Origin of the sequence: Halosegnis marinus (genome assembly GCF_029338355.1) — an archaeon.
Taxonomy (GTDB): domain Archaea; phylum Halobacteriota; class Halobacteria; order Halobacteriales; family Haloarculaceae; genus Halosegnis; species Halosegnis marinus.
The window spans coordinates 48,566-66,429 of sequence record NZ_CP119802.1 but is presented as its reverse complement, the minus strand read 5'-3'; the positions used below and the strand labels follow the sequence as shown (position 1 = coordinate 66,429).

The following is a 17,864-nucleotide window of genomic DNA, read 5'->3' as shown; positions in this document are numbered from 1 at the left end:
TCCCGAAGTCGGTCGCGTGCTTCGCTTCCGTCCCCGACCCCCAAACGGCTTGAATCGGTCGCGAGTATCGTCTCCCATGCCCCCCGTCGAGACGCTCCAGTCGCTGTTGACTGACCCGCGGCTGCTCGCCGCGTGGGCCGTGGTCGTCGCGGCCTCGCTCGCCGTCGTCGTCTACGACATCCGCGCGAACAACGTCGGCATCGCGCCGCTGATGAAGTTCGTCTGGACGCTCACCGTCCTCTACTCGGGGCCGCTCGGCCTCGCGGTCTACTACTACAGCGGGCGGCCGTCCATCCCCGAGGACACGGTGTGGCGACGGGGCTTCCGCTCCGTGGCGCACTGCTACTCCGGCTGTGGGGCGGGCGAGGTGGTCGGGGTCGTCGTCGCCGCCGGCCTGCTCGACCTGCCGACGCTCTCCGTCGCGGCGGTCACCTTCGCCTGCGCGTACCTCGCCGGCTTCGCGCTCACCGTCGGCCCGCTCGTACAGGAGGGCGAGGACCTGCGGACGGCCGTCGCGGACGCGTTCTACTCCGAGACGCCGTCGATTACCGTGATGGAGGTTACCGCCATCGGGACGGACATCGTCGTCGCGGGCGAGGCGGCCATCACGGAGCCGCTGTTCTGGTCCGGGCTGGTGTTCTCGCTCACGGTCGGTCTGCTCGTCGCCTACCCGCTGAACGTCGCGCTCGTCCACGTCGGCGTGAAGGGCGGCATGCAGGACCCGCGCGAGGCGGCCGCGTAGCTACTCCCGCGGCTCCCGGCCCAGCGTGTAGAACTCGTCGTTGGGTCGCATGTCCGCGACCGACGCCATCCGGTTCGAGAGGTTGTAGTACGAGACGACGCTCGTCACGTCCCACACCTGCTCGTCGGTGAAGCCGGCCTCCTTCAGCGCCTGCACGGCCGCGTCGTCCACCTGTCCCGGCTCGGCGGTGACGAGTTCGGCGAAGTCGAGCATCGCGCGGTGGCGGTCGGAGAGGTCGGCGCTCCGGTGGTTCGTCGCCAGCTGGTCGGCGAGCTTCGGGTCCTTCGCGTAGATGCGCACGAGCGCGCCGTGCGCGACGACGCAGTAGAGGCAGTCGTTGATGCCCGACACCGTGACGATGAGCATCTCTATCTCGGCGCGTTCGAGCGAGGTGTCCTCGACCAGCGCGTCGTGGTAGTCGAAGAAGGCGCGGAAGTGGCTCGGCTTGTAGGCGAACGCCGGGAAGACGTTCGGCGTGAAGCCGGCCTGCTCCGTCTCCTCGGCGATTCGCTCGCGGATGTCCTCGGGCAGGTCCTCCACGTCGGGCGTCTCGAAGCGCCGCATCGGCTCGGTCATACGTCCCCGTCCCCCGCGAACCCCTTGACTGTTCCCGACACTTATCCCCCGAGGCGACCCAGAGCCGGCGTGTACGCGCTCGGCCACTACGGCGTCGCCCTGCTCGTCTACGCGCCCGTCGGCTTCCTGCTCGCGCGGACGGAGCCGACGCTCGCGCTCGTGGGGGGCGCGGGCGTGCTCGCGCTCTCGACGGTGCCGGACTACGACCTCAGACTCCCGTTCGTGAGCCACCGCGGCATCACCCACACGCTCGTGTTCGCGCTCGCCGTCTCGGGGGCGCTCGGGGCCGTCGGCTGGCGGCTCGGACAGGGGAGCTACGCGCCCCTCGGCGGCCCCGTCGAATCCGCGGCGTTCGCGTTCGGCGTCGGGATGGTGGGGCTCGGGTCGCACGTCCTCGGGGACGTCCTCACGCCCGCGGGCGTCGCGGTGCTGTGGCCGCTGTCGGACCACGAGTACACCGTCTCCCTGACGCGCGCGGACAACACGCTGGCGAACTGGGGGCTGTTCGCGCTCGGGGTGCTCGCGGCGGCCGCGGCGCTGACGCTCGCGGTGCGGGTATAAAAGGACGGGACGCGACCTCAGATGAGGTCCTGGCTCTCGAGGTTCTCCAGCACGTCGTCGACGAAGGCGTCGACGGACTCGTACGGGAAGTCCCCGCCGCCGAGCTTCGTGTTGAGCTCCATCGCCGTCATCGAGAAGTCGCCGGACTCGAACTTCGTGCCCGGGCCGTTCGGGAGCGCGGGGACGAGGTCCATGGGGCTGTTGATGGGGTAGTCGGCGTTCTCGAACGCTTCCGTCATCTGCTCGCGGAGTTCCTCCTTGTCTGCCATAGCGGGCGTACCGACTGTCGGAGCGTAAATAAATGTCCCGTGAACGCCAGCCTCGCCCGTTGTCGCCCGTTTATTCGCCGGCCGTGGTAACGTTCATAGCCGCGGCTCCGTATCCCGTAGTATGTCCTCCGACCCTGTCGATTACGGCCGGCTCGACGCGGGCCGCGACTGCAACTACTGGACGCTCGACCCGACTCTCCGGTACGAGGCGCGGCGGGTGCTCCCCGAGGGCGAGCGCGAGTGGTCGCTCGACACGCTCTCGGCGTTCGGCGACGCCGTCGGGCACGGGTTCGCCGACCGCTCGGACCGTATCGACCGCCACCCGCCCGAACTCCACACCTACGACGCCGACGGCGAGGTCGTAAACGAGGTGGAGTACCACCCCGACCAGTTCGAGAACGAGCGCGTCGCCTACGACGAGTTCCGGCTGACTCACGACGCCTTCCACGCCCCGCCGGGCCGCGAGGAGCGCGCCGGCTTCACGCACACGCTGTTCATGCAGGCGCTGCTCTCCTATGCGGACGTGGGGTTCACCTGCCCCGCGTCGATGACGACGGGCGCGGCCGTCGCGCTCGAAGCGGCTGACGAGACGGACGACCCCGTGCTGGGCGAGTACTTCCGCCGGCTGACGAGCGCCGACTACGACGACCACATCGAGGGCGCGATGTTCCTCACCGAGAAGCAGGGCGGCTCCGACGTGGGGACCAACGAGGTCCGGGCGGAGCCGCGGGAGGACGGCACCTACGCGCTCCACGGCGAGAAGTGGTTCTGCTCGAACATCGACGCGCAGGGGGCGCTCGTGCTCGCGCGCACGCCCGACGCGCCGGAGGGCACGGCCGGGCTGTCGCTGTTCCTCGTCCCGCGCGAGGTCGACGGCGAGCGCAACGACGCGCTGTTCCGGCGGCTGAAGGACAAACTCGGGACGCTCTCCGTGCCGACGGGCGAGATCGAGTACCGCGGCGCGACCGGCTACCTCGTCGGCGAGGAGGGGGCCGGGTTCAAGCTCATGGCGGAGATGATGAACTACGAGCGGCTGACGAACGCGACCGGCGCGCTCGGCGTGATGGGCCGCGCCCTGCTGGAGGCGAAGGTCCGCGCGGCCGACCGCGAGGCGTTCGGCAAGCGACTGGACGAGCACGCGCTGATGCGCCGCGACCTCGCGGAACTCACGGTCGAGTACGAGGCCGCGGCGGCGTTCTCCTTCGAGGCCGCGCGACAGTACGACGAATGGAAACGCGGGGACGCCGGGCCCGACTCGGACGCGTTCAAGCTGTTCCGCCTGCTCGTCCCCGTCGCCAAGTACCGGACGGCCCGCGACTCGGTCTCGGTCGCCTCCTACTGCATGGAGGTGCTCGGCGGCAACGGCTACGTGCGCGACGCGACGACGCCGCGCCTGCTGCGCGACACGCAGGTGCTCCCCATCTGGGAGGGCGCGTCGAACGTCATCTCGCTCGACGTGTTGCGCGTGTTGAACCGCGAGGCCGCCCACGAGGCGCTGTTCCCGTTCGTCGAGGACCTGCTCGCCGTCGAACACGACGCGCTCGCCGCGCTCGCCGACGAGGTACGGGGGTCGTTCCGCGACCTGCAGACGGCGCTCGGGACGCTCGCGACCGAGGACGCCGACTACGCGCAGTACCACGCGAAGGAACTGGCCGACCTCATCTACGACGTGGTCGCGGCCGCCCTGCTCGTGAGCGAGGCCGACACGGAACTCGGAAACGGCGACGCGCGGAAGGCGCTCGTCGCGGAACTGTTCGTCGACGAGCACCTGCGCGCGGACGGGACGCGCGGCATCGCGTCGGGCGGGCGGTTCGGCGACGAGCACTTCGACGCGCTGGCCCGGTACGCGAGCGTGGACCCGGGCGTCCTCGACGGCGCGGCCGCGCCCGCCGACGACTGAGTCCGGTCTATCGCGGGGTTTCGGTTCCCCACTTGTCGAGCGCGACGCGGAGCGCCGGGACCTCCTCGGCGCGCTCGTCGGGCGACTCGCCCTCGACCCACGCCTCGGCGGCCGCGCGGAACGCCTCCGCGCCGGCGCGGGTCCCGTCCGGGTGGCCGTGGATGCCGCCGCCGGCCTGTATCATCACGTCGCCGCCCGTCTCGTCCAGCACGCTGTCCACGATGCCGGGGTGGAGGCCGCCGGAGGCGACGGGCAGCACGTCGGCGAGGCCGTGGAGGTCCGAACGGAGCCACGCGTTGATGCCGACGGTGTCCTCGTTCGCCAGTTTCCCGAAGCCGGCCGTCCCGGTGTGGAGGTGGTCCACGCCGGCGAGGCGCGCGAACTGGGCGAGACAGCGCATCGAGACGCCGTGGTGAGGGAGGCGGTCGAACGCGGCGTGCATCGCCCGGTGGGCGTGGATGGCGAGGTCGAGGTCGTCGGTGCGCTCCCGGACCGTCTGGAGCGCGGACCAGCCGGCGGTGACGATGTCCACCATGACGAAGCGGCCGCCGTGGTCGGCGACGAACTCGGCGCGCCGGACCATCTCGTCCGTCTCGGCGGTGATGTTCACGAGGTAGTCCTTCCGGTCGCCCGTCTCGGACTCGGCCTCGTCGGCGCGGTCGAACGACCGCGTCACGCGCTCCTCGAAGGGGTTGAACGACTGGTCCGTGAGGTTCTCGTCGTCCTTCAGCAGGTCCACGCCGCCCATCCACGCGTCGTAGCCGACCTGCGCGTGCGCCTCCGGGGGGAGGCCGACCTTCGGCTTCGGGACGGTGGCGAGCGCCGGGCGGTCGCCGGCGTCGAGCAGGCGGTGCTTGACCGCGCTCCCGTAGCGCGGGCCGGGGAAGTCCTCGGCCAGCGCGGCGGGCCACTCGCAGTCCTCCAGCCGGATGGACTCGACCGCCTTCATCCCCATGATGTTGCCGGCGATACACGACAGCACCTGCGCGAGGTTGCCGTCCTCGAACAGGTCAGCCGGGTAGGCGACCTTCACGGTGCCGTCGTCGCGCAGCGCGTAGGCGACCGCGGAGAGCCGCGACACGTCCGTCTCCACGTCGAGCGCGGCCCACGTCCCGTTGGAGGACTCGCTGGCGACCCGGGCGGCGGCGGCCTCCATCGACATGTCCGACGCCGGCACGATACGGAACGTACACCGGAGGTCGTCGGCCGCGGGGCTGTACGCGGTGTCGAGGAAGTCGTCGTACTGGATTCCCATAACGGCGGACGTTCGCCGTCGGGGGGTAAGGAAGTTCGGGTGGTCCCGGCCCGGTCAGTCGCCGTCGGTCCCCCGCTCAGCCGCCGTCCCGACCCTTGTAGCTCCGGTAGCTCACGGCCGTCCCGTCGACGATGACGGCGTCGCCGCCGTTCTCACAGCCTTCGGGCGTGTCGTCGCCGCCCAGCCCGCCGTCGGTGGTCGCGTCGCCGTACTCGTAGGGGTCGTCGGTGAACTCCATGTGCATCCGTCGCACACGCCCCGGCATAAGTCTTTGTCAGACAGTAACACACATATGGCCGCTACGCCAAGAGGTCCGGCACGTCGCCCAGCGACCCGACGACGTGGTCGGGCGTCACGTCGGCGCGCGCGGCGTCCCCGTCGTCGTGTCTGCCCGTCCGGACCAGGACCGTCGTCATCCCCGCGCGCTCACCCATCGCGATGTCGGTGTCGAGGCCGTCGCCCACCACGAGACACCGTTGGGGGGGACAGCCCAGCCGCTCGGTCACGAGGTTCACCATCACCGACGACGGCTTGCCGAGCACGCGGTCGGGTTCGCGCTCCGCGACGCCGGCCACGGCCCGCGTGATGGCCCCGCTCCCGGGGTACTCCCTGCCGTCGCCGTCCGGGTAGGTCAGGTCCGGGTCCGTCCCGTAGAAGGCGTCCGCGCCGTCGAGCGCCCACATCCCCTCGGTGAGGTCGCGGTAGTCGAAGTCGTAGGTGTGGGAGGTGACGAGCACGTCGGCGGCGTCCGGCTCGTCGGTGAGTGCGACGCCCGCGTCGGTCACCATCCCCCGGAGACCGTCGGAACCGATCAGAAACACCTCGTCGCCGGCGTGGCGGTCGGCGAGGTGTTCGGCCGTGACCGCCCCGGCGGAGAGCACCGCCGACGCGTCGGCCTCGATGCCCAGCCCCGCGAGCCGTTCCACGTAGCCCGCGGGCGAGCGCGTCGGGTTGTTCGTCACGAACAGCACGCCGAGTCCCATCGCCCGGAACCGCTCGATGGCCCCCGCCGCGCCGTCGAGCACGCGCTCGCCGCGGTAGACGGTGCCGTCGAGGTCGACGACGACCCCCTCGTAGTCCATGCGGCCGCTACGAACCGGGCGGGAAAAACGCCGCGGGTCCCGTCAGACGAGGCCGCGGACCGCGACGGCCGCGAGCGGCGGCACGAGGAGCCCCGAACCGACCGCGATGTAGACGAGCGGGAACGCCGTCGCGACGGCGAGCAGGGTGCCGTACCACAGCAGGACGAGCGCCCACGCGACGAGGACGGCGAGGCCGAAGCCGACCCCGAGCACGAGCGCGCGCCGGAGCGTCGGCGCGAGGAGGCCGGCGAGCGCGCCCCCGACCGCGAGTCCGGCGGGGTGGACGGCCGTCGCCGCGAGGCCGACGACGAGCGCGGCCGTGAGCGCGAGGTCCGCCCGCCCGGTCTCGCGGAACTCCGCGAGCGCGTCGGGCGTCAGGACGCTCATTCGTCCTCACCCCCGACGAACCGGATGACCACGGGACCGGACGCCTCCGTCGGGATGGCGTGATAGCGGCCGTTCGCCCAGTCGTCGAGCTGGTCGTCGTAGTGCGGGGAGTAGGGATTGCCCGACTGCCCGCCCGGGATGACCCCGTACGACTCGTCGCCCGCGACGACCATCCGCCACGAGGAGCCGGCGTCGGAGGTCACCCGGAAGTTCGAGACGGTGAACGGCCCGCCGTCGGTCGCCAGTTCGGGGTAGTCGAGGAAGCCGACCGGGAACGGGTGGTCGAGCGCGACGACGTTGTAGTCGCCGTACGTCTCCCACCCCTCGCGCTCTGCGCGCTCGACGGCGCGGGCGAACGCCTCGGCGTACACGTCGGCGCGCGTTTCGGTCTCCGGGGTACGCGTATCGTCGAACCACCGGCTGTCGTCGGGCAGCTGCTGGAGCGCGTAGTGGTGCGGGTAGTAGCCCGAGTCGAGCCCCTCCAGGTGGAACTCGTCGTACAGCGTGGCGTTGCGCACCTCCTCGCGGAACAGCGCGTACAGCAGGGCCGCCCGCGAGTCGCGCGAGAGGCGGCTGTCCCACCCCTCCAGCGTGTCGGCCTCGGCGCGCACCTCGGCGGACATCTCCGAGCGCGCGTCGAGTATCTCCGGCACGTAGCCGTCCGCCGCGAGCGAGCGGGTGTCGCGCTGGAGCTCCTGCATGAACGCCGCGGTCACCGGCTCGCCGGAATCGACGCGGGCCTCGAGCCGCTGGTAGATGCGCTCGCCCCGGTAGGGGTCGGCGTACCGCTCGCTGTACGCGAGGTAGAAGCCCGGCGCGTCCGTCGTGCGCTGGTTCGCCGTGGCGAGCACGTCCGGGTCGTCGACGTGGGGCACCTCGTTGTACGGGACGAAGGCGCCCGTCGCGTTCCAGTCCGTCTCGCCGTAGGGGACCCAGCCGCGCCACTCGCCCTCGCCCTCGGTGGCGTTGAACGGGAGGTTCCCCGCCACGCGCTCGCCGTCGGTGTAGCGGTACGGGTACTTGCCGGTGATGCGGAACAGCGTCCCGCCGTTCCGGTCGGCCGCGACGATGTTCTGGGTCGGGGTGTCGAACCGCCGGAGCGCCTCGCGCACGTCGTCGAGGTCCTCGGCGCGGTTCAGGTCGTAGACGGCCATCGCCTCGCGCGTCCCGGTGAGGCCGAGCCACGAGACGGCCACCTCCTGCCCCTCGCGCTCCAGTAACGGCCCCTTCACGGTGCGCTCTATCGTCACCTCCACGTCCTCGGCGCCGGCCACCTCGATGGTCTCGACCTCGCGCTGTATCTCCCGCGTCTCGTTCCCGTACACGTAGGTGTCCTCGCTCGGCCGGGCGAACGTGTAGAGGTCCGTCTGGTCGGCCCCGACGTTGGTGAAGCCCCACGAGACGTTCTCCGTCCGCCCGATGACGGTGAAGGGGAGGCCGGGGAACGCGACGCCGCGGGTGTTCATATCGCCGGTTTCGAGGTGCATCTCGTACCAGACGGGCGGGGCCTGCAGCGAGAGGTGCGGGTCGTTCGCCACGATGGGCGCGCCGTCCGCGGTGTGCTCGCCCGAGACGACCCACGAGTTCGAGCCGATGCCGAGGTCCCGCTCGAAGCCGGACAGCGACTCGTACAGCTCCGAGAAGTCCCCCGCACGGCCCGAGACGGCGGCCCGCGCCCCGTCGGGCGTGACCTCGCCGCCCTGCGAGCGATCCATTATGGTCGCGTCGTGGTCCAACCGCTCGGGGTAGAGGTCCGAAGCGTTCCCGAAGGTGTCGCGGATCGTCGCCGTCTCGGCGTCCCGGAAGTCACCCGTCAGCTGCCACGCGATGAGTTTGCCCACCAGCAGCGAGTCGGTCGGGGTCCACTCGTCGGGCTCGTAGTCGTTGAGCCGGAACTCCGTCGGGAGCTCGCCCGTGTCGATGTAGGTGTTCACGCCCGCGGTGTACGCCTCGACGGCGTCGCCAGCGGCCGTCCCCTCGACCTCGTCCCACGACGCCTCGGCGGCGTCGGCGAAGCCCATCTGCCGGTAGAAGCGGTCGGACTCGACGGCCGCCTCGCCGGCTATCTCGGCCGTCTGCCCGCGCATCAGCCGGCGCTGGATGTCCATCTGGAACAGCCTGTCGCGCGCCTGGACGTAGCCGACGGCGTAGTAGAGCGCGCCCTCGCTCTCGGCCTCGATGTGGGGTACGCCGTCGTCGTCGATGCGGACGGTCGCCGGGCCGTAGGGGGACTCGACGGTCCGTGCCCCGGCGACGGCGCGGGTCGCCTGTTCGCCCACGCTCCCGTCGTTCGCGCCGTAGGCGGGGGCCCACGCGTCGCCGCTGGCGGGCGCGGCCAGCGAGAGGTAGCCGCCGCCCCCGACGGCCGCGGAGACGAGTATCGCGAGCGCGACGACGGAAACCGCCGCGCCTCGGAGGGAATCCATACCCCACCGGGCGGCCGGGGCGACAAAAACGTATCTCTCAGCCGAGCAGTTCCGTGAAGCGGTTGACGCCCTCGTCCGTGCCGGCGACGATGACGCCGTCGCCGCGCCGGATGCGGAACTCCGGCCCGAGGTCGGTGACCACCTCGCCGTCCCGCTCGACGGCGACGACGGTACAGCCGGTTCGGGCGCGCACGTCGGCCTCCGCGAGGGTCTTGCCCGCGAGCTTCGGGGCCCGGGTCCGGACCACGTCCACCTGGCTGTCGAGCGAGAGCACGTCCTCGTCCTCCAGCACGGCCGAGGCGGCCATCCGGCCGGTGATGGCCGCGAGCGAGAGGACGTAGTCCGCGCCGGCCCGGTACATCTTCTTCACCGCCTCCGTCTCCTCGGCGCGGGCGATGACCTCGACGGTCGGCGCGAGGTCGCGGACGACGAGCGTGGCGAACTCCGCCGTCGTGTCGTCGGGCAGCGCGAGCACGACGGAGTTCGCGTCCGAGAGGTCGGCGCGTTCGAGCGTCCCCGGGTCAGTCGCGTCGCCGACCACGTCCACCCCCTCCGCGTCCCGGCGGTCAACGACCGTGTTCGGCAGGCCGTCGCTGTCGAGCGCGTCCGTCACCCGGCGGCCGACCTCGCCGTAGCCGACGACGACCGTCTTCCCGGTGCCGAACGTCCGCACGTCCCCGAGCGTCAGCTCCTTGAGCCGTTCGAGCTGGCTCTCGCGGCCCGTGACGAGCAGGACGGTGCCGCCGTCGAGGACGGCGTTCGGGTCCGGGGGGCTCTCGAACTCCCCCTCGAACCACGCGCCGATGACGTTGACCCCGGCCCGCTCGCGCAGGCCGCTCTCGGCGAGCGTCGTCCCGACGAGGTCGCTCCCCCGACGCACGGGGAGCTCCACCACGTCGAAGTCCTCCCCGAGTTCGATGGCGTCGCCGAGCTCCGTCGAGACGGCCGTCGTCACCTTCCGCGCGAGGCTCTCCCCGAGCAGGGAGCGGGGCGAGAGCACCTCGTCGGCTCCCGCGAGTTCGTGGTACGTCGCGCGGTCGGGTTCCTCCACGACGCTGACGACGCGGACGTCCTCGGCTATCTCCTTGGCCGTGAGGACGATGCTGGTGTCCACCTCGTCGGAGAGGTCCGCGACGACGGCCCGCGCGTCCGCGACCCGCGCCGCCTCCAGCCCCTCGATGGAGTCGGGGTCCGCGAGGATGACGGAGTAGCCGTCCTCGTAGAGGTCGGTCGCGCGCGCCCGGTTCGGCTCCACGACGACGTACTCCACGTCCCACGAACTCATCTCGTCGATGAGCGTGTCCGTCCGCGCGTTGTAGCCGCAGATGACGACGTGGTCGGAGAGCTCCTCGACGCTCGTCGGCACCGTCGTCGAGAGCGCGTCCTGCAGGAGCGGGAAGACGAAGACCGGGAGCGCGAGGAAGATGAGCACCACCCCCGTGAGGTCCATCAGGATGACGAGGACGTTCATCTCCGGCGAGAGCCACGGCGAGTCGGAGCCGTACCCCGTGGTCGTGAACGTCTCGACGACGACCTGCAGCGAGTGGAGCCGCGTCACCGGCTCCGTCTCGAACGCGGTCATCCCGTAGTCGTAGGCGAGCGCGTAGGCGACCATGACGCCGACGAGACCGACGGAGTAGAGCGCGGTCCGCCGGAGCCACGTGTTCATACCGGCCGTGCGGGCGTCCGCGGCAAAACGGTTCCGCGCCGCCGTGGTGTTTTGGCTCCCGGGCCCGTCCGCCGCGTATGGACGAACCGTTCGACGGTATCACGTTCTTCCGCACCGGCGCGCGCGACGACGTGGTCGCCTTCTACCGGGACCGGCTCGGCTGCGAGGTGTGGCGCGAACAGCCGGACTGCACCATCCTCCGACGCGGCGGCTACGCGCTGGGGTTCTGCGCCCGCGACCCGCCGGAGACGGAGGGGTGTCTCACCTTCCTCCACGACGACCGCGCGGGCGTGGACGCCGACCACGAACGGCTCGCGGACGTGGCCGACGGCGAGCCGCGGCTCAACGGGACGTACGACATCTACCAGTTCTTCGCCGAGGACCCGGAGGGCCGCACCGTCGAGGTGCAGTGTTTCGAGTAACCCCTCAAGCGGTCCACGCGCGGTAGCCGACCCACAGCGCCCAGGCGTTGAACAGCGTGGAGCCGACGAACTCCGGCACCGCGAGGCCGGGAATCGCGTCCGTGAGCGCGAAGGCCCACAGGAGCCAGAAGCCGAGGTGGAGGACGCCGTCCGCGACCGAGAGGAGGCCGTTCCGCGTCGCCCCGCGGAGCGCGTCGCCGACGCCCCACAGCACCGGCGCGAGCATGAAGCCGAGGTACGCGGTTATCGCCGAGGCGGCGTGCGGGGTGGGCTGTCCCGAGGGGAAGACGCCGACGCCCGCGACCCCGACCATGGCGACGCCGAACGGGACGAGTGCGGCCAGCTGGACGCGGTTCGCCGCGAGGTCCCGTAGCGCGGGGAGGAAGCCCAGCCCGAGCAGGCCGGCGGCGATGAGCCCGAGGTTGAACAGCCACACCTCCGGGGCGTCGCTGACGCCGAGGTCCGAGAGGGCGTTGTCGGCCCACGAGAACCACGGGGCCGTCGCGGTGGCGGCGAGGATGGCGACGAACGAGACCGCGATACCGGCGGCCCCGACGGCGACGGAGCGCTGTGTCGTGTTCACAGGGCTGGAGTGTGAGCCGCCCGACATAAGCGTTCAGTCCGCGGCCGCCGCGTCCCGCCCCGAACGCCGGTTCCGGCGCGCCGTCCGCGTCTCCGCGAGCGAGGTGCGGAACCGCGCCTCCACCTCCTCGCGGAGCCGGTCGGCGCGGTCGGCGTCGATGTCGAGCGCGCGGGCGTCGGTCGCGCCGAACCCCTGCGAGCCGGCGGTATCGACGACGAGCGTGGCGAGGTGCCGGCGGCGCTGGAACACGGTCGCGCTCCCGACGAGCGTCTGGACGCGGTAGTACGGGACGACGCGGGTGCGCCGGGTCCAGAACCCCTCGCGGGCGACGAAGTGGTCCTCGCCGAGCGCGTAGCCGAGGTTCGCCCACTTGAGGTGGGCCGCGACCGGCACGACGACGAGCAGCGCGAGCGGCGAGTACGGGGGGACCGGCGGCGTGACGCCGGTGAAGCGGACGACGGCGAGGGAGACGGCGGTCAGGAACGCGACGACGAGGGCGTACCGGACGACGTAGCGGGTCCGCGCGCGCTTCGGCGGCCGCTCGAACTCGACCTCGCCGAACGGCTCCACCTCGCGCGCGAGCGAGAGGGCGCGCTCGCGGTCCGCGAGCGGGACGGCCGACTGCGAGCCGGAGCCGTCGCCCGCCCCGGGCGCGTAGCCGGCCGTCTCCACCTCGACGGCGGCGTAGCCCAGCCGCCGGGCGATGACGTTCTCCGTCAGCGAGACGGACTGCACCTTGTCGAGCGGGATGGTGCCGCTGTACTCCTGGAGCAGGCCGCGCCGGTAGCGGAGTTCCCCCTCGGCGCGCCGGAGTTCGAAGCCGTAGTAGGCGGTCACGGCCGCGACCGAGGAGACGACGACGGCGACGGCGACGAGCCCCGCGAGGACGAACGGCGCGGCGCGCAACAGGTCGAGCAGCGGGAACGACTGCGACACCGAGGGGAGCACGACCGGGAGCAGCACCGTCACGAACGAGAGCAGCCGGAGGTCCACCTGGACGACGCCCAGCAGGAGCAGTTCGCGGTTCGTGACGGCGAAGAGCCGCTCGCCCGCGTCCTCGACGGGCGGGGCCGTCCCGTCGGGGTCCGTCGCCGTCTCGCCGTCGCCGCGCTTTCGTCGCCCGATCTCGCGCTGGAGGCGTTCGGCCTCGTCGTGGCTCACGTAGCGGAGCTGCGCCTCCGTCTCGCCGCCCCCGGCCGTCTCGATGCGCACCTCCGCGAGGCCGAGGGCGCGCTGGACGACGTTGCGCGACACGTCCACGTTCTGGACGCGCCGGTACGGTATCTCGCGGGTGCGCCGGGAGACGACCCCCGAGGCGAGGTCGAAGGTGTCGTCGGTGAGCTCGTAGTCGAACCGCCGGACGTAGGCCACCTGATAGGCGAGCACGCCGAGCAGGGCGACGACGAGCGCGCCGGCCGCGAGCGCTCCGAACCCGTCCAGCTGGGAGGTGGAGACGGTCCCGATGACGAGCACCCACGCGAAGCGGGCCACCGCCGAGCCGGTCCGGTACGGCACCGACAGCGGGTGGAGCTTCATACCGCGTCCTCGCCCTCCGCGACGATGGCGAGCTGCTTCAGCCGGGCCTGCAGGTCGTCGGCGCGGTCGAGCGCCACTCCCGGTATCGTCACGTCGGCGCCGCGCGACCCGGCGGTGTAAACGACGACCGACGCGAGCCCGAGGCCGCGTTCCAGCGGGCCGCGCGACACGTCGACGTGCTGGATGCGGACGTACGGAACCACGGTCCGGACGCGGGTGAACACGCCGCGTTCGAGGAACAGCGAGTCCTCGCGCACCTCGTAGCGCCACACCCGGTAGCGGAACACGACGAGGACGAGCCCGACGACGAGGAACAGGGCGAACACGCCGACACCCGGGACGACGGGGTTGTCGAGCAGGAGGAAGCCCGCGACGGCCGCGACTACGCCGACCACGAGCGCCGAGACGAGCGCGCCGAGCGCCCACACGTACCGCACGTCGGGATGCAGTTTCCGCTCCGGTCCGGTCAGGTCGGCGACGGGCGGCGTGTCGTCGCCCGCGCCGTCGTCCGCTCCGACCCGCCGTATCGCGGGTTCGACCGCGTCGTCGCTCATTGGCGGCCCCACTCGCCGGAGGTACAAATCACACCCGGTGGACGCGGCCGGCGGTCACGTCCAGCCGCGGCGCGTAGTGGAGCAGGGGGTCGCCGTCCGGCTCCGCGAAGCCGTTCACCCGGAACAGGTCGTTCTCGCGTATCTCGGCGCGCGCCTCGGAGAGCGCCCACGGCTCGTGGTCGATGTCGCCGTAGTAGAGCCGGTCGCGCCCCTCCGTGTAGAAGCGGTACCGCTCCGTGAGGAAGTGCGGGAGCGACCCCGGCTCGGCCTCGAACCGCTCGCCGACGGGGCTGTAGGTGGCGTCGAACGCCGCCGGCTCCGCGTCCCCGACGCGGCGCGACCGGAACCGCACCTCGCGGTCGCCCCGCTCCACCGTTATCTCGGCGCGGTAGTAGGGGAGTTCGAACAGCGACCAGGCGACGAACACCCCCAGTCGGTCGTCCGCGTCGAGGTTGAAGAAGTAGATGCCCGGCGTGCCGTCCGGGCCGCGGACGTAGGTCCGGAGGTTTATCTCCCCGAACGAGAGCCCGAACGGGACGCCCCGCGGGCTGATGTCCTCCATCACGAACGGGACGACCCCCAGGTACGCCTCGCCGTCGTGGGTGTCCACGGAGAGCCGGTCGGGGAGGCGCTCGGCCACGAGCGACGGCTCGACGGGCCAGTGGGCGAACAGCGCGTCGCGCCACACCATCGACAGGACCGCCGGTTCGGCCATCGTCCGGGCGGTGTCGGTCATGACCGAACATAGGGCCGCGGGCGGTTTGGGCCTGACGCTCGCGGTGGGTCAAACGCGTGTTTGAGAGTACCACACCCGTTTATCGGGGCGGGCCGACCCCCCGCTATGCGCCGAACCGCCGCGGTCCTCGCGCTCGTCCTCCTGCTCGCGCTCGCCGGCTGTTCCGGCGGGTCGTCCGGCCCGAACGACGACGGCTCGTTCGCACAGTCCGGCGGCGACGGCGGCGCCGAGGCGGCCGACGCGCCGGCCGGGACGGCCACCGCCGCCGCCGACACCGAGTCGACGGCCGGCGACGCCGCGCGCGCCGACCGCGCGGTGATACGCACCGGCACCGTCTCGCTGACCGTGGACTCGTACGCGAACGCCAGCGCCCGCGTGACCGAACTCGCCCGGGACCGCGGGGGCTACGTCGCGGCCTCCACCCGCTCGGTCAACGGCGCGGGGAACACGACGTGGACGACCGGCTCCGTCACGATACGGGTCCCCGCCGAGTCGTTCGGGGCGACGTTCGACGCGCTTCAGACCTACGGCGAGGTGCGCGAGGCCACCTCGGACACGACCGACGTGACCGACCGGTTGGTCGATATCGAGGCGCGCCTCGAAACGCTCCGCGCCGAGCGCGACCGCCTGCGCGACCTCTACGAGGACGCCAACGACACCGACACCGTCCTGCGCGTCTCCGAGGAACTGAGCGAGGTCCAGACGGAGATGGAGCGGTTGACGGCCCGACAGCGCTCGCTGGAGAACCGGGTCGCCTACTCCACCCTCACGGTCGCCCTCGGCGAGGAGCGGCCCGATGAGCCGACGCCGACGCCCGAGCCCGGCTACGCCGACACCGGCCTCGGGCAGGCGTTCGCCGCCTCGATAGACGGCGTCGTGACGGCCGTGAAGACGCTCGGCGTCACCGTCGCGTACGCGCTCCCGTACCTGCTCGCGTTCGGCGTGCCGCTCGCGGTCGTGGGGGTCGCCGTCGCGCGGACCCGGCGACGATAACTCGGCTACGCTTCGGTCGCGTCGCGCAGCGCGGTCACGACGGACTCGACGGGCGCGTCGCTCGGCATCGCGACGAACACCCCGCGGTCGTCGGTGAGGTAGACGCGGACCATCTTTCCCATGTCGAGCGCCGTAGTGATGTAGCGCACGTCGTCGGCCATCGGGAAGAGGCTCTCCGTGAACAGGTCGATCTCCGCGAGGTCGAGGTTGACGTACTCGTGGACGGTGGCGAAGTAGTCGTACATCGCCTCGTCGTCGTCCCCCTCGACGCCGTACAGCGCGCGGGTGGCGGAGGAGACGTAGGCGATGCGGAACTCCGTGGGGGTGAACTCGACGAGCGCGAACAGGGGGCCGTCGGCGGCGCCCCTCACCGTCTCGACGACGCCGTCGTCCAGTATCGGGTCGAACTCGACCTCGCGCTCGGTCATCGCGTAGCCCGTCGGCGGACCGACACCTAAGCGTTCCGCACGCCCTCAGGCGTGTCCGGAGACCCCGACCGCCTCGTACGGTTCCTCCAGGTACGCGACGTCGGAGTCCGAGAGGTCGATCTCCAGCGCCTCGACCGCCGATTCGAGGTGTTCTATCGAGGAGGCCCCGACGATGGGCGCGGTGACGACGTCCTTCGCGAGCACCCACGCGAGTGCTATCTGGGCCATCTCGGCGTCGTACTCGGCCGCGAGTTCCTCGACGCGGGCGTTTATCTCCCTGCCGCCGCGGTCCGCGTAGGGGTGCTCCTGCGCGTAGTCGTCCGTCTCGGCGCGCTTCGTGGACATGTACTCCTCGTGGGGGCGGGTGAGGTAGCCGCGCGCGAGCGGCGACCACGGAATGACCCCCATCCCCTCCTGCTCGCAGAAGGGGAGCGTCTCGCGCTCCTCCTCGCGGTAGGCGAGGTTGTAGTGGTTCTGCATCGTCGCGAACCGCTCCAACCCCTGTCGGTCGGCCGTGTGCTGGGCCGTCGCGAGCTGGTAGGCCCACATCGAGGACGCGCCGAGGTGGCGCACCTTGCCGCGGCGCACGGCGTCGGTGAGCGCGCTCATCGTCGTCTCGACGGGCGTGTCGTAGTCCCAGCGGTGGGTCTGGTAGAGGTCGATGGTGTCGGTCCCGAGGCGGTCGAGCGAGGCGTCGAGTTCCTGCTCGATGGTCTTGCGCGACAGCCCCCCGGAGTTCGGGTCGTCGTCGCGCATCTGGAAGAACACCTTCGTCGCGACGACCTGCGCGTCGCGGTCGTACCCCTCCAGCGCCTTTCCGAGCACGCGCTCGCTCTCGCCGCGCGAGTACATGTTCGCCGTGTCGAAGAAGTTGATACCGAGGTCGATGGCGCGCTCGACGAGTTCGGTGCCGAACTCCTCGCCCTTCACCCACGCGCGCCAGTCCGGGTCGCCGAAGCTCATACAGCCCAGACAGATGCGCGACACCTCGATGCCCGTGTTCCCGAGCGTGGTGTACTCCATACCGCGGCGTCGCCGCGTCGGGACAAAAAGCTACGCCGCCCCCCGGCCTCGGGGACTTATGCCGGTGCCCGCCGAACGACGGTCGAATGCCCCGCCTCGCGAGTACCCCGGACGGCCGCCGCGTCGAGGTCCACGAGCCGGTCGCCGCCCCCCGCGACCGCGTGTGGGAGCTGTTCCGCGACACGGAGACGTGGGCCGAGTGGGGCCCGTCCGTGCGCGAGGTGGAGTCCCCCGACCGCTACGTCGCCGCCGGGACGGAGGGTCGCGTGCGCACCGTCGCGGGGCTGTGGCTCCCCTTCGCCGTGCGCACCTGCGCGGACTACCGCTGGACGTGGAACGTCGCGAAGCTCCCCGCGACTGGCCACCGCGTCGAGGCGCGCGCCGGCGGCTGTACGGCGGTCATCGAGATACCGCTGCCCGGGGCCGCGTACGCGCCCGTCTGCGAGCGCGGCCTCCGGCGCCTCCGCGAACTGGCCGAGGCTACCGATTGAGCGCGTACAGCTGTTCGCCGACGCCCGCGCCGTCACACCCCTCCGTCGGACACTCGTAGTGCCAGCCGTCGCGCGTCGCCCGCGCCTCCGCGAACCGCGCGCCGCACTCCGTACACTGCATCTCGTCGCGGCCGCACGTGTCGCGGTGGAGCGCCAGCGCGAGTTCGGTTCCGAACGTTCGGTTGCACTCCGGACAGACGTGGCTCATACGCGCGCTTGGCGGAGTCGGCT

Annotated in this window: 21 protein-coding genes; 6 read left to right on the top strand and 15 right to left on the bottom strand. The window is 71.7% G+C overall.

The window, feature by feature from the left end; genetic code table 11:
- Window positions 1–76: 76 nt before the first annotated feature.
- Entirely contained in the window at window positions 77–742 is a 666-nt protein-coding gene (locus P2T37_RS00440) for a DUF4396 domain-containing protein (RefSeq protein WP_276234767.1), read from the top strand.
- Here the strand turns inward: P2T37_RS00440 and P2T37_RS00435 are convergent, their stop codons facing one another.
- Window positions 743–1,318, bottom strand: coding sequence for a peroxidase-related enzyme (locus P2T37_RS00435; RefSeq protein WP_276234766.1), 576 nt, complete (start codon window positions 1,316–1,318; stop codon window positions 743–745). It lies immediately after the preceding gene.
- Window positions 1,319–1,387: 69 nt separating this feature from the next.
- Between P2T37_RS00435 and P2T37_RS00430 the strand changes: the two genes are divergently transcribed.
- Window positions 1,388–1,879 carry a metal-dependent hydrolase gene (locus P2T37_RS00430; RefSeq protein WP_276234765.1) on the top strand — a complete coding sequence of 164 codons (492 nt, stop codon included), beginning with the start codon at window positions 1,388–1,390 and terminating at the stop codon, window positions 1,877–1,879.
- Between the two features lie 17 nt (window positions 1,880–1,896).
- On the opposite strand, the gene P2T37_RS00425 is transcribed toward P2T37_RS00430, so the two are convergent.
- The gene (locus tag P2T37_RS00425; protein ID WP_276234764.1) at window positions 1,897–2,148 is read right to left on the bottom strand and encodes an MTH865 family protein; all 252 of its coding nucleotides are present in this window, start codon (window positions 2,146–2,148) and stop codon (window positions 1,897–1,899) included.
- Window positions 2,149–2,269: 121 nt separating this feature from the next.
- Between P2T37_RS00425 and P2T37_RS00420 the strand changes: the two genes are divergently transcribed.
- Window positions 2,270–4,048: an acyl-CoA dehydrogenase family protein gene (locus tag P2T37_RS00420; RefSeq protein ID WP_276234763.1), complete on the top strand. Its 1,779-nt coding sequence runs from the start codon at window positions 2,270–2,272 to the stop codon at window positions 4,046–4,048.
- 7 nt (window positions 4,049–4,055) lie between these two features.
- On the opposite strand, the gene rbcL is transcribed toward P2T37_RS00420, so the two are convergent.
- From rbcL to P2T37_RS00390, 6 genes are all read right to left on the bottom strand, one after another.
- On the bottom strand, window positions 4,056–5,303 hold the full coding sequence (gene rbcL / locus P2T37_RS00415) for a type III ribulose-bisphosphate carboxylase (protein WP_276234762.1): 1,248 nt from the start codon (window positions 5,301–5,303) through the stop codon (window positions 4,056–4,058).
- A 76-nt stretch (window positions 5,304–5,379) separates the two neighbouring features.
- Entirely contained in the window at window positions 5,380–5,541 is a 162-nt protein-coding gene (locus P2T37_RS00410; protein WP_276234761.1) for a hypothetical protein, read from the bottom strand.
- Between the two features lie 61 nt (window positions 5,542–5,602).
- On the bottom strand, window positions 5,603–6,385 hold the full coding sequence (locus P2T37_RS00405) for an HAD-IIA family hydrolase (protein WP_276234760.1): 783 nt from the start codon (window positions 6,383–6,385) through the stop codon (window positions 5,603–5,605).
- A 42-nt stretch (window positions 6,386–6,427) separates the two neighbouring features.
- Complete coding sequence (locus tag P2T37_RS00400; protein ID WP_276234759.1) at window positions 6,428–6,772, bottom strand: hypothetical protein; 345 nt, start codon at window positions 6,770–6,772, stop codon at window positions 6,428–6,430.
- Window positions 6,769–9,198 (bottom strand): penicillin acylase family protein, encoded by a 2,430-nt coding sequence (locus tag P2T37_RS00395; protein ID WP_276234758.1) that lies wholly within the window; start codon window positions 9,196–9,198, stop codon window positions 6,769–6,771. Before P2T37_RS00395 ends, P2T37_RS00400 begins: the two co-directional genes overlap by 4 nt.
- Window positions 9,199–9,235: 37 nt before the next feature.
- Window positions 9,236–10,867 carry a potassium channel family protein gene (locus tag P2T37_RS00390; protein WP_276234757.1) on the bottom strand — a complete coding sequence of 544 codons (1,632 nt, stop codon included), beginning with the start codon at window positions 10,865–10,867 and terminating at the stop codon, window positions 9,236–9,238.
- 77 nt (window positions 10,868–10,944) lie between these two features.
- On the opposite strand from P2T37_RS00390, the gene P2T37_RS00385 reads away from it, so the two are divergent.
- The gene (locus P2T37_RS00385; RefSeq protein WP_276234756.1) at window positions 10,945–11,289 is read left to right on the top strand and encodes a VOC family protein; all 345 of its coding nucleotides are present in this window, start codon (window positions 10,945–10,947) and stop codon (window positions 11,287–11,289) included.
- A 4-nt stretch (window positions 11,290–11,293) separates the two neighbouring features.
- On the opposite strand, the gene P2T37_RS00380 is transcribed toward P2T37_RS00385, so the two are convergent.
- Genes P2T37_RS00380 through P2T37_RS00365 form a run of 4 tightly spaced genes read right to left on the bottom strand, consistent with a single transcriptional unit; the run spans window position 11,294 to window position 14,677 of the window.
- On the bottom strand, window positions 11,294–11,872 hold the full coding sequence (locus P2T37_RS00380; protein WP_276234755.1) for a DUF998 domain-containing protein: 579 nt from the start codon (window positions 11,870–11,872) through the stop codon (window positions 11,294–11,296).
- Window positions 11,873–11,905: 33 nt separating this feature from the next.
- Window positions 11,906–13,408, bottom strand: a complete 1,503-nt coding sequence (locus tag P2T37_RS00375; RefSeq protein WP_276234754.1) for a PH domain-containing protein — start codon at window positions 13,406–13,408, stop codon at window positions 11,906–11,908.
- A complete protein-coding gene (locus P2T37_RS00370; RefSeq protein WP_276234753.1) occupies window positions 13,405–13,962 on the bottom strand; it encodes a PH domain-containing protein in 558 nt (185 codons plus the stop codon). The genes P2T37_RS00375 and P2T37_RS00370 overlap by 4 nt, the downstream gene beginning before the upstream one ends.
- Before the next feature lie 28 nt (window positions 13,963–13,990).
- The gene (locus P2T37_RS00365) at window positions 13,991–14,677 is read right to left on the bottom strand and encodes a YqjF family protein (RefSeq protein ID WP_382211790.1); all 687 of its coding nucleotides are present in this window, start codon (window positions 14,675–14,677) and stop codon (window positions 13,991–13,993) included.
- Window positions 14,678–14,803: 126 nt separating this feature from the next.
- Here P2T37_RS00365 and P2T37_RS00360 point away from each other — a divergent pair, with 126 nt between their 5' ends.
- On the top strand, window positions 14,804–15,691 hold the full coding sequence (locus P2T37_RS00360; protein WP_276234751.1) for a DUF4349 domain-containing protein: 888 nt from the start codon (window positions 14,804–14,806) through the stop codon (window positions 15,689–15,691).
- A 5-nt stretch (window positions 15,692–15,696) separates the two neighbouring features.
- Here the strand turns inward: P2T37_RS00360 and P2T37_RS00355 are convergent, their stop codons facing one another.
- On the bottom strand, window positions 15,697–16,119 hold the full coding sequence (locus P2T37_RS00355) for a hypothetical protein (RefSeq protein ID WP_276234750.1): 423 nt from the start codon (window positions 16,117–16,119) through the stop codon (window positions 15,697–15,699).
- Between the two features lie 45 nt (window positions 16,120–16,164).
- Window positions 16,165–17,142: an aldo/keto reductase gene (locus tag P2T37_RS00350; RefSeq protein WP_276234749.1), complete on the bottom strand. Its 978-nt coding sequence runs from the start codon at window positions 17,140–17,142 to the stop codon at window positions 16,165–16,167.
- Between the two features lie 86 nt (window positions 17,143–17,228).
- On the opposite strand from P2T37_RS00350, the gene P2T37_RS00345 reads away from it, so the two are divergent.
- Window positions 17,229–17,633, top strand: coding sequence for an SRPBCC family protein (locus tag P2T37_RS00345; protein WP_276234720.1), 405 nt, complete (start codon window positions 17,229–17,231; stop codon window positions 17,631–17,633).
- Here P2T37_RS00345 and P2T37_RS00340 read toward each other — a convergent pair.
- Window positions 17,623–17,841 (bottom strand): C2H2-type zinc finger protein, encoded by a 219-nt coding sequence (locus P2T37_RS00340; protein ID WP_276234718.1) that lies wholly within the window; start codon window positions 17,839–17,841, stop codon window positions 17,623–17,625. The genes P2T37_RS00345 and P2T37_RS00340 overlap by 11 nt on opposite strands.
- Window positions 17,842–17,864 lie beyond the last annotated feature (23 nt).

Coding starts and splice junctions, on each gene's coding strand:
- P2T37_RS00365 (WP_382211790.1), bottom strand. CDS start 14,677: ATGGCCGAACCGGCGGTCCTGTCGATGGTGTGGCGCGACGCGCTGTTC.
- P2T37_RS00435 (WP_276234766.1), bottom strand. CDS start 1,318: ATGACCGAGCCGATGCGGCGCTTCGAGACGCCCGACGTGGAGGACCTG.
- P2T37_RS00385 (WP_276234756.1), top strand. CDS start 10,945: ATGGACGAACCGTTCGACGGTATCACGTTCTTCCGCACCGGCGCGCGC.
- P2T37_RS00340 (WP_276234718.1), bottom strand. CDS start 17,841: ATGAGCCACGTCTGTCCGGAGTGCAACCGAACGTTCGGAACCGAACTC.
- P2T37_RS00345 (WP_276234720.1), top strand. CDS start 17,229: ATGCCCCGCCTCGCGAGTACCCCGGACGGCCGCCGCGTCGAGGTCCAC.
- P2T37_RS00405 (WP_276234760.1), bottom strand. CDS start 6,385: ATGGACTACGAGGGGGTCGTCGTCGACCTCGACGGCACCGTCTACCGC.
- P2T37_RS00400 (WP_276234759.1), bottom strand. CDS start 6,772: ATGAGCGTCCTGACGCCCGACGCGCTCGCGGAGTTCCGCGAGACCGGG.
- P2T37_RS00360 (WP_276234751.1), top strand. CDS start 14,804: ATGCGCCGAACCGCCGCGGTCCTCGCGCTCGTCCTCCTGCTCGCGCTC.
- P2T37_RS00420 (WP_276234763.1), top strand. CDS start 2,270: ATGTCCTCCGACCCTGTCGATTACGGCCGGCTCGACGCGGGCCGCGAC.
- rbcL (WP_276234762.1), bottom strand. CDS start 5,303: ATGGGAATCCAGTACGACGACTTCCTCGACACCGCGTACAGCCCCGCG.
- P2T37_RS00350 (WP_276234749.1), bottom strand. CDS start 17,142: ATGGAGTACACCACGCTCGGGAACACGGGCATCGAGGTGTCGCGCATC.
- P2T37_RS00395 (WP_276234758.1), bottom strand. CDS start 9,198: ATGGATTCCCTCCGAGGCGCGGCGGTTTCCGTCGTCGCGCTCGCGATA.
- P2T37_RS00440 (WP_276234767.1), top strand. CDS start 77: ATGCCCCCCGTCGAGACGCTCCAGTCGCTGTTGACTGACCCGCGGCTG.
- P2T37_RS00410 (WP_276234761.1), bottom strand. CDS start 5,541: ATGGAGTTCACCGACGACCCCTACGAGTACGGCGACGCGACCACCGAC.
- P2T37_RS00355 (WP_276234750.1), bottom strand. CDS start 16,119: ATGACCGAGCGCGAGGTCGAGTTCGACCCGATACTGGACGACGGCGTC.
- P2T37_RS00370 (WP_276234753.1), bottom strand. CDS start 13,962: ATGAGCGACGACGCGGTCGAACCCGCGATACGGCGGGTCGGAGCGGAC.
- P2T37_RS00375 (WP_276234754.1), bottom strand. CDS start 13,408: ATGAAGCTCCACCCGCTGTCGGTGCCGTACCGGACCGGCTCGGCGGTG.
- P2T37_RS00425 (WP_276234764.1), bottom strand. CDS start 2,148: ATGGCAGACAAGGAGGAACTCCGCGAGCAGATGACGGAAGCGTTCGAG.
- P2T37_RS00390 (WP_276234757.1), bottom strand. CDS start 10,867: ATGAACACGTGGCTCCGGCGGACCGCGCTCTACTCCGTCGGTCTCGTC.